Genomic DNA, 7,923 nt, shown 5'->3' with positions numbered 1-7,923 from the left:
TGCTGGATGCCCCGCTTTCGCGGAGCATGACAGCGGAGGGTGTGCGACAGGAGAGGACATACGCTCGCGTTCTCGCGACGGGATTCGTCCGAGGCTTGCTACATGCATCGCCCTCGAAATCGGGGAGGGCGCAGGGAATGCCGGATGCTGGCCGCACCCATGGCCCGCCTGCAACAAAGAACGCAGGCGGCAGTCACCACAGGTCAGCCGACACATGCCGGCATTCCCTGCGCGATGGGTTACGGCTTATACGAGCTCTCCCCGGGGAGCGGGCTTTCTTGCCCCCGTCATCCGCAAGATCATCGCTTGCGAACTTGACGCCAGCGTCGCGGCGCCAGGACCACACGATTTCGCCGTCCGCCATGAGCGCGCTCGTCTCGCGCGCCATCGCGTCCACCGCATCCCACCCCCACGTCCGTGACGATCGCGAAGCGCCCCTCCGATGGAGGCGGGACAGGCGGCAGGATAGAAGAATTCGGAAAAATGGAAACAAGAATATTTTTGCGGCAGGGACTGGACAGGCCTAACCGGCTTGAGTCCGCAGGCGGAATTTCGTTTTTAGGGAAATCGATCTCGGGGGCGAGGGAACCCGCATTCGATCCGGAATCCGGATTCACCCGGCTGATTCCACTCGTCCGAAGCCTCGTCCGCGAAAGGATCGATGGAATGCCGGCGGCCGACAGCCGCGTGAATGCGCAGCTCCCATGCGGATCAACCGCGCGCGATGTCGGAACCAAGCTCCACCTTGTGCGTAGCACCATGGACGTCGTCTTTTCCGACCGAGGTCAGTGCGTTGGACGCCAAGATCAACCAGAAGACCAATCACAAGACTAACCCGCGCGATCCCGCCGCGGAGGAGCCAAAGCTGCCGGCGCCACGGCCGCAGCAATTGCCGCCGCCGAAGGATCGCAAGCCGGGCGAAGCGCCGCCATCCGCGGCCAAGCCGTCGCTGGGTCAGCGGCTGCGGGAGCATTGGCTGCTGGCGACGCTCGCCACCTGCGTGCTGCTGGCGGTGCTGATCGGCGGTATCGCCTATTGGCTCAGCGTGCGGGACTATGAGAGCACCGATGACGCCTTCGTCGCCGCCCGCAGCTTCTCGGTGGCGCCGAAGGTCGGCGGCTATGTCACCGAGGTGCCGGTCACCGACAACCAGCACGTCAAGGCGGGCGACCTGCTCGCGAAGATCGACGACCGCGACTACAACATCGCGGCCGACCAGGCCCAGGCGCAGGTCGAGGTGGCCAAGGCCAACATCGACAATATCCAGGCCCAGATCGACAGCCAGCACGAGCAGATCAACGAGGCGCAGGCCCAGGTCGACCAGGCCCAGGCGCAGTTGAAATTCGCGCAGCAGGAGGAGGATCGCGCCAAGGACCTGGTGCAGAAGGGCGCGGGCACCGTGCAGCGCGAGCAGCAGACGCATTCCGACCTGCAGGGCCAGCAGGCCAATGACGCGCGCACCAAGGCGGCGCTGATCGCAGCCCAACTCGGGATCAAGACGCTCGGCACCCAGCTCGAAAGCGCCCGCGCCTCGCTGCAGCAGGCGGAGGCCCAGCTCGACCAGGCCAAGCTGAACCTCGGCTATACGCGCGTCACGGCCGCGCAGGCCGGGCGGGTCGTGAAACTCTCGGGCGCCGTCGGGACCTTCGCCACGGCCGGCCAGAGCCTGATGATGTTCGTGCCGGACGAAGTCTGGATCGTGGCGAACTACAAGGAGACGCAGCTCGCTTACATGCGGCCGGGCCAGCCGGTCGAATTCACCATCGACGCCTATCGGTCGCGCAAGCTGACCGGCCGCGTGGCTTCGGTGCAGCCCGGCTCCGGCACCGCGTTCAGCCTGCTGCCGGCGGAGAATGCCACCGGCAACTATGTCAAGGTCGTGCAGCGCGTGCCGGTCAAGATCGTGGTCGACAACTGGCCGGCCGATGTTGCCATCGGCCCCGGCATGTCGGTCGTGCCCTGGACCAAGGTGCGATGAGCGACGCGACCGCGGACGGCACGGCGGGCGGCTGGTCGCCGGAGCGCTCGGCGGCCGGCGGCCACAATCCCTATCTGATCGCCTTCGTGGTCTCGATCGCCACCTTCATGGAGGTGCTCGACACCACCATCGCCAATGTCGCCCTGCGACACATCGCCGGTAACCTCGCGATCGGGATCGACGAGAGTACCTATGTCATCACGAGCTATCTGGTGGCGAATGCGATCGTGCTGTCGATCTCCGGCTGGCTCGCGACCGTGATCGGCCGCAAGCGCTTCTACATGATCTGCGTCGCGACCTTCACCCTGGCCTCGCTGCTGTGCGGCTTCGCCTGGAACCTGCAGTCATTGGTGCTGTTCCGCATCCTGCAGGGCCTGGGCGGCGGCGGCATGGCGACCAGCGAGCAGGCGATCCTCGCCGACTCCTTTCCGCCGGCCAAGCGCGGCCAGGCTTTTGCGATTTATGGCGTGGCCGTGGTGGTGGCGCCGGTGGTCGGGCCGACGCTCGGCGGCTGGATCACCGACACTTATTCCTGGCACTGGGTGTTCCTGATCAACGTACCGATGGGGCTGTTGTCGCTGTTCCTGGTCGGCTCGCTCGTCAGCGAGCCGTCGGGCGCCGAGGAAGAACGCAGGCGGTTGCTGAGCCGCGGCCTGCGCTTCGACTATCTCGGCTTCATCTTCATCGCCGTCGGACTCGGGTGCCTCGAATTCGTGCTCGATGAGGGCCAGCGCAACGACTGGTTCGGCTCGAGCATGATCACGGCCTTCGCGCTGGCATCGGCGCTGTCGCTGCTGGCGCTGATCCCCTGGGAATTGATGCGCGAGGACCCGATCGTGGATATCCGGCTGCTCGGGCAGCGGCAGTTCGGCGCCTGCTTCCTGGTGATGCTCGGCACCGGCGCCGTCCTGATCGCGACCACGCAGATGCTGCCGCAATTGCTGCAGACCGAGCTGAACTATACCGCGATGCTGGCCGGCCTCGTGCTGTCGCCGGGCGGGATCATCACCATGATCATGATGCCGGTGGTCGGCCGGCTCATCAGCGTGGTGCAGCCGAAATACCTTCTTGTCGTCGGCGCCGCGATCGCGGCGGTGTCGATGTGGCACCTGACCGGCCTGACCGGCGATATCACCTATGGCTATGCCGCCTGGTCGCGCGTCCTGCTCGGCCTCGGGCTGCCGTTCCTGTTCCTGCCGGTGACCACCGCCTCCTATGACGGGGTGCCGCCCGGCAAGACCAACCAGGCCTCCGCCCTGATCAACGTGGCCCGCAACCTCGGCGGTTCTATGGGCGTGGCACTGGCGCAGACCCTCTTGGCGCAGCGCGCCCAATTCCATCAGAGCCGCCTGATCGAGCATGTCGCGCCCTCCGATCTCGGTTACCAGACCACGATCGACGCGATGAGCCGGTTCTTCCAGGCCCAGGGTTCCAGCGCCTCGGATGCTGCCTCCCAGGCGATCGCCTGGGTCGGGGTGACCTTGCAGCGCCAGGTCGACCTGCTTGCCTATATCGACGTGTTCTGGACGCTCGCGATCATCGGGGTGATCATGATTCCGGTGGCGCTGACGCTGCGATCGATCGACCTGACCGCCCCGGCGAAAAGGCATTGAACCATATCCCGCGCCGCGGGAACGAATTTGGAGTTCGCGATTTTTAATGCTCAGGGCGGAGGCCGACATGAATAGTCAATCCGATCATTTGCGCGACCAGGCTGAACGCGCCGAGCGCTTGTCCAAGTCCGTCAACAACGAGGAGGCGAGCCGGAAGCTCGCCGAGCTCTCCCAGAGCTTTCGCAATACCGCCGCTGCGCTCGACTCGGCGGCGAACGACCCGAGCCGCTGATCGGATCATCTGCCCGTTCGTGGGAGGTTCGGCCGGCGTGAGCGTGCCGAGTTCAAGCTTGCGGAAACAAGGGGGCGCACGAACGGCGCCATTTCCCTCCCCAAAAGTACATGATACGCCACGAAGGCGAGTTTGTTCAGCGGCCCAGCTCGATCCCTCTCGTTGGTTCCGATCCATGAAGGTTAACGGCTGTCGGATGGCGCGCCGGTTTGCCATCGGCGCCGGTGCCAGATAAGCCTTTGCTGGAACCTGAGGGAGTGAACATGGTCGACGTGGGAACCATTGCTGAGCTGGTCGCCAGCGGTGAAGCGGCAATCCTGTCCGAATGGATCGACCTGCAGAAGAAGGTCGGTACCCTGCAGACAGGCCGCATCACCGAGAACGAGCTGGTTGCGCAGTCGAGGGAGTTCCTGCATCGGCTGCGCGACGGCCTTGCGAGGGGCGGCAGCGACAGCTCCGACGCCGCCTATGGGCCGGCCAGGCAGATGCTCGCCGATCTCTCGCGCTCACGCGCACTGCAGGGCTTCTCGCCGACCGAAACCGCGACCTTCATCTTCTCGCTCAAGCAGCCGCTGTTCAACGTGCTGAACCGGAACGCGGCGCTGTCGCCGGTGCAGGCCGCCGATCTCACCTGGGCGGTGACGCTGCTGCTCGACGAGCTCGGCCTCTTTACCCTCGAAATCTTCCAGAAGAGCCGCGAAGAGGTCATCGTGCGTCAGCAGCGCGAGATAGCCGAGCTGTCGACGCCGGTGGTCAAGCTGTGGGACGGAATCCTCGCGCTACCCTTGATCGGCACGCTCGACAGCCAGCGCACTCAGGTGGTGATGGAGAACCTGCTGCAGACCGTGGTCGACGTCGAGGCCGAGATCGCGATCATCGACATCACGGGCGTGCCGACCGTCGATACGCTCACCGCGCAGCACCTGCTGAAGACGGTGGCCGCCGCGCGGCTGATGGGGGCGGACTGCATCATCAGCGGCATCCGGCCGCAGATCGCGCAGACCATGGTGCATCTCGGGGTCGAATTGAATGTCGTCTCCAAGGCGACGCTGGCCGACGCCTTCGCGATGGCGCTGGAACGCACCGGTCGCGCGGTGACGAAACGGAAGGCCGCGGCCGCCGCCGCCAAGGGCAAGCCGATCGCCGGGAAGGTCGAGTAGCGATGGACCGCATCCCCATCCTGAAATTCGGGAATGCGCTGCTGGTGACGATCCAGGTCGACATGCACGACCGCCTCGCCACCGCGCTCGAAGAGGACCTGACCGCCAAGATCGTCGCCTACGGCGCCAGGGGCGTGCTGATCGACATTTCCGCACTCGAGATCGTCGACAGTTTCATCGGACGGATGCTCGACAACATCGCGGCCGTCTCGCGCATCCTGGATGCCGACACCGTCGTGGTCGGCATGCGGCCGGCGGTCGCGATCACGCTGGTCGAACTCGGGCTGTCGCTGACGGGGGTGAAGACGGCGCTCAACGTCGAGCGCGGCATGGCGCTGATTCAGGCGCGGCTGCAGACGTCGGAATCCGAAGATGCCGACGTTGAGGACTGACCGCCTCGAAATCCGTTCCTCAGACGATGTCGTGCGGGTTCGCCAGATGGCCCGCGCGATGGCGCTCGAAACCGGCCTGGGCCTCGTCGATCAGACCAAGATCATCACCGCGGCAAGCGAGCTTGCGCGCAACATGCTGGACTATGGCGGCGGCGGGCTCGTTCTCGCCGAGGTCCTCGAGCAGCCGGGCCGGCGCGGATTGCGCCTGACCTTCGAGGACAAGGGGCCGGGCATCGCCGACGTCGAGGCTGCGCTGAAGGACGGCTTCACCACGGGAAAGGGCATGGGCCTCGGCCTCGGCGGGGCCAAACGTCTATCCAACGAGTTTTCGATCGATTCCAGGCCCGGCGCTGGCACCAAAGTTGTCATCGCACGTTGGAAATAGCCGATGATTGCGCTCGCCGTTCAGGATCAAAGCCAGGTAGCGGAGGCGCGGCGAGGGGCGACCGAGATGGCGATCCGCCAGGGTTTTGGCGAGGTCGACAGCGGAAGGGTGGCTCTCGTCGCGACCGAGCTTGCGACCAATCTCGTCAAGCACGGCAATGGCGGGGAGATGCTGGTTGGCGCCTTCGGTGAAGGGCGCGAGGGCGGCATCGAACTCATCGCGCTCGACAAGGGTCGCGGAATTCCGAACATCGCGGCGAGCCTCGCTGACGGCTTCTCGACGGCAGGGACGGCGGGCAAGGGCTTAGGCGCCGTGGTCCGGCAGTCGCATTTCGTCGACATCGCATCATGGCCGGGGGCCGGCACCGCCGTGCTGGCCCGGCTGAAACCGGGACAGCCGCCACCTGCGTCGACGGACAATGACCGCGTCGGTGCCGTGTCGGTGCCGAAGCCGGGCGAGGACGTCTGCGGCGATTCCTGGGGTGTTTCCGTAAGCCCCGAGGCGACCACAATGCTGGTCGCCGACGGGCTCGGTCACGGTCCCGATGCGGCCGAGGCCGCGGTCGAGGCGGTGCGGCTGTTCCACCGCTTCAGCGGCCATCGCACGCCGACCCTGCTCGACTACATCCATGGCGGCCTGCGCGCGACGCGGGGCGCGGCGGTGTCGATCGCGCGGATCGAGCCGGCCGCGGCGAAGGTAATGTTCGCGGGCGTCGGCAATGTCGCCGGTGCCATCGCCTCCGGCGGAGAGCTCAAGCGCATGGTGTCGATGCCGGGCACCGCCGGCCACAACGTTCGCAAGATCCAGGCCTTCGATTATCCCTTCACCTCCGGTCTCATTATTCTGCATTCCGACGGCATCGCCTCGAGCTGGACTCTCGATCGCTATCCAAATCTTGCCGCGCGGCACCCGACCCTGATTGCCGCGGTGCTGTACCGAGACCTGACACGGCACCGCGACGATGCTACCGTGCTGGTCGCGAAATGGTGATGGTCATGCCGGCAAACGCAAAAGTATGGCCGATCGTGACGGTCCCGATCGAAAGCGAAGGCGACGTCGTCGCCGTGCGCCAGCGCGCGCATCGGCTGGCCGAGCTGCTCGGCTTCGAACGCCAGGACCAGACCCGCATCGCCACCGCCGTATCGGAGCTCGCGCGAAACGCCTTCAGCTATGCCGATGGCGGCCGCGCCGAGTTCATCCTCGACGCGACGCCGGCTCCGCAGATCTTCGCCATCCGCATCTCCGACAAGGGGCCGGGCATCGCCGATCTCCAGACCATCCTGGACGGGCAATACCGTTCGCAGAGCGGCATGGGACTGGGCATTCTCGGCGCCCGCCGCCTGATGGACCATTTCAAGCTCGACTCCGCGGTCGGGGCGGGAACGACGGTCCAGATCGGCCAGGAGCTGCCGGCGCGCGCGGCGCCGATCACACGCGCGAAGCTCGGCGAAATGGTGGCCACGCTGCAGAAGGATACCTCCTCCGATCCGCTCGAAATCCTGCGCGAGCAGAACCGCGAATTGATGCAGAGCCTCGAGGAGCTGCGCCGCAAGGAGGAGGAAAGCAAGCATCTGGACCAGGAGCTCAGCGATACCAACCGCGGCGTGGTGGCGCTCTATGCCGAGCTCGACGAGCGCGCCGAGCAGCTCCGCCAGGCGAGCGAGCTGAAGACGAAGTTCCTCTCCAACATGAGCCACGAGTTCCGCACGCCGCTCAACTCGATCCTGGCGCTGTCGAGACTGCTGCTCGACCGCATCGACGGCGAATTGACGGCGGAGCAGGAACGCCAGGTCGGCTACATCCGCCGCTCGGCCGAGAGCCTGCTCGAGCTCGTCAACGACCTGCTCGATCTCGCCAAGGTCGAGGCCGGCAAGGTCGACATCCGCCCGAGCGCGTTCACGGTGGGAAATCTGTTCAGCGGCCTCCGCGGCGCGCTGAGGCCGCTGCTCACGAGCCCGTCGGTCGAACTGATCTTCGACATCCCGGACCGCGTGCCGGAGCTCTTCACGGACGAGGCCAAGGTCACGCAGATCCTGCGCAACCTGATCTCGAACGCGCTGAAATTCACCGAGCAGGGCGAGGTGCGCGTCACGGGGTCCCATGACGATACGCAGGGCCGCGTCAGGCTGTCGGTGCGCGATACCGGCATCGGCATCGCGCCCG

8 protein-coding genes are annotated in these 7,923 nt (G+C 65.9%); all 8 read left to right on the top strand.

The genetic code is table 11. The features are described 5' to 3' along the window. Positions 1 to 793: 793 nt before the first annotated feature. The gene (locus JOY90_RS05845) at positions 794 to 1,978 is read left to right on the top strand and encodes an HlyD family secretion protein (protein WP_291690202.1); all 1,185 of its coding nucleotides are present in this window, start codon (positions 794 to 796) and stop codon (positions 1,976 to 1,978) included. Then, entirely contained in the window at positions 1,975 to 3,591 is a 1,617-nt protein-coding gene (locus JOY90_RS05840) for a DHA2 family efflux MFS transporter permease subunit (RefSeq protein WP_291690201.1), read from the top strand. Before JOY90_RS05845 ends, JOY90_RS05840 begins: the two co-directional genes overlap by 4 nt. Positions 3,592 to 3,658: 67 nt before the next feature. Continuing rightward, positions 3,659 to 3,823, top strand: a complete 165-nt coding sequence (locus tag JOY90_RS05835) for a hypothetical protein (protein WP_291690200.1) — start codon at positions 3,659 to 3,661, stop codon at positions 3,821 to 3,823. A gap of 263 nt (positions 3,824 to 4,086) precedes the next feature. Then, on the top strand, positions 4,087 to 4,983 hold the full coding sequence (locus JOY90_RS05830; RefSeq protein ID WP_291690199.1) for an STAS domain-containing protein: 897 nt from the start codon (positions 4,087 to 4,089) through the stop codon (positions 4,981 to 4,983). A gap of 2 nt (positions 4,984 to 4,985) precedes the next feature. Continuing rightward, positions 4,986 to 5,375, top strand: a complete 390-nt coding sequence (locus tag JOY90_RS05825) for an STAS domain-containing protein (protein WP_291690198.1) — start codon at positions 4,986 to 4,988, stop codon at positions 5,373 to 5,375. Beyond that, positions 5,356 to 5,760, top strand: a complete 405-nt coding sequence (locus JOY90_RS05820; RefSeq protein ID WP_291690197.1) for an anti-sigma regulatory factor — start codon at positions 5,356 to 5,358, stop codon at positions 5,758 to 5,760. The genes JOY90_RS05825 and JOY90_RS05820 overlap by 20 nt, the downstream gene beginning before the upstream one ends. 3 nt (positions 5,761 to 5,763) lie before the next feature. Then, complete coding sequence (locus JOY90_RS05815) at positions 5,764 to 6,750, top strand: ATP-binding SpoIIE family protein phosphatase (RefSeq protein ID WP_291690196.1); 987 nt, start codon at positions 5,764 to 5,766, stop codon at positions 6,748 to 6,750. Positions 6,751 to 6,755: 5 nt separating this feature from the next. After that, a partial coding sequence (locus JOY90_RS05810; protein WP_291690195.1) for an ATP-binding protein occupies positions 6,756 to 7,923 on the top strand: 1,168 nt, incomplete at its 3' end.

This window comes from Bradyrhizobium sp. (assembly GCF_019242285.1).
Lineage (GTDB): Bacteria > Pseudomonadota > Alphaproteobacteria > Rhizobiales > Xanthobacteraceae > Bradyrhizobium.
The sequence above is the reverse complement of the archived record's forward strand: the minus strand, read 5'-3'. Positions and strand labels throughout refer to the sequence as shown.

Bases quoted from the DNA above. Each gene is read 5' to 3' on its own strand.
- JOY90_RS05815 (WP_291690196.1), top strand. From the start codon at position 5,764: ATGATTGCGCTCGCCGTTCAGGATCAAAGCCAGGTAGCGGAGGCGCGG.
- JOY90_RS05840 (WP_291690201.1), top strand. From the start codon at position 1,975: ATGAGCGACGCGACCGCGGACGGCACGGCGGGCGGCTGGTCGCCGGAG.
- JOY90_RS05830 (WP_291690199.1), top strand. From the start codon at position 4,087: ATGGTCGACGTGGGAACCATTGCTGAGCTGGTCGCCAGCGGTGAAGCG.
- JOY90_RS05825 (WP_291690198.1), top strand. From the start codon at position 4,986: ATGGACCGCATCCCCATCCTGAAATTCGGGAATGCGCTGCTGGTGACG.
- JOY90_RS05820 (WP_291690197.1), top strand. From the start codon at position 5,356: ATGCCGACGTTGAGGACTGACCGCCTCGAAATCCGTTCCTCAGACGAT.
- JOY90_RS05835 (WP_291690200.1), top strand. From the start codon at position 3,659: ATGAATAGTCAATCCGATCATTTGCGCGACCAGGCTGAACGCGCCGAG.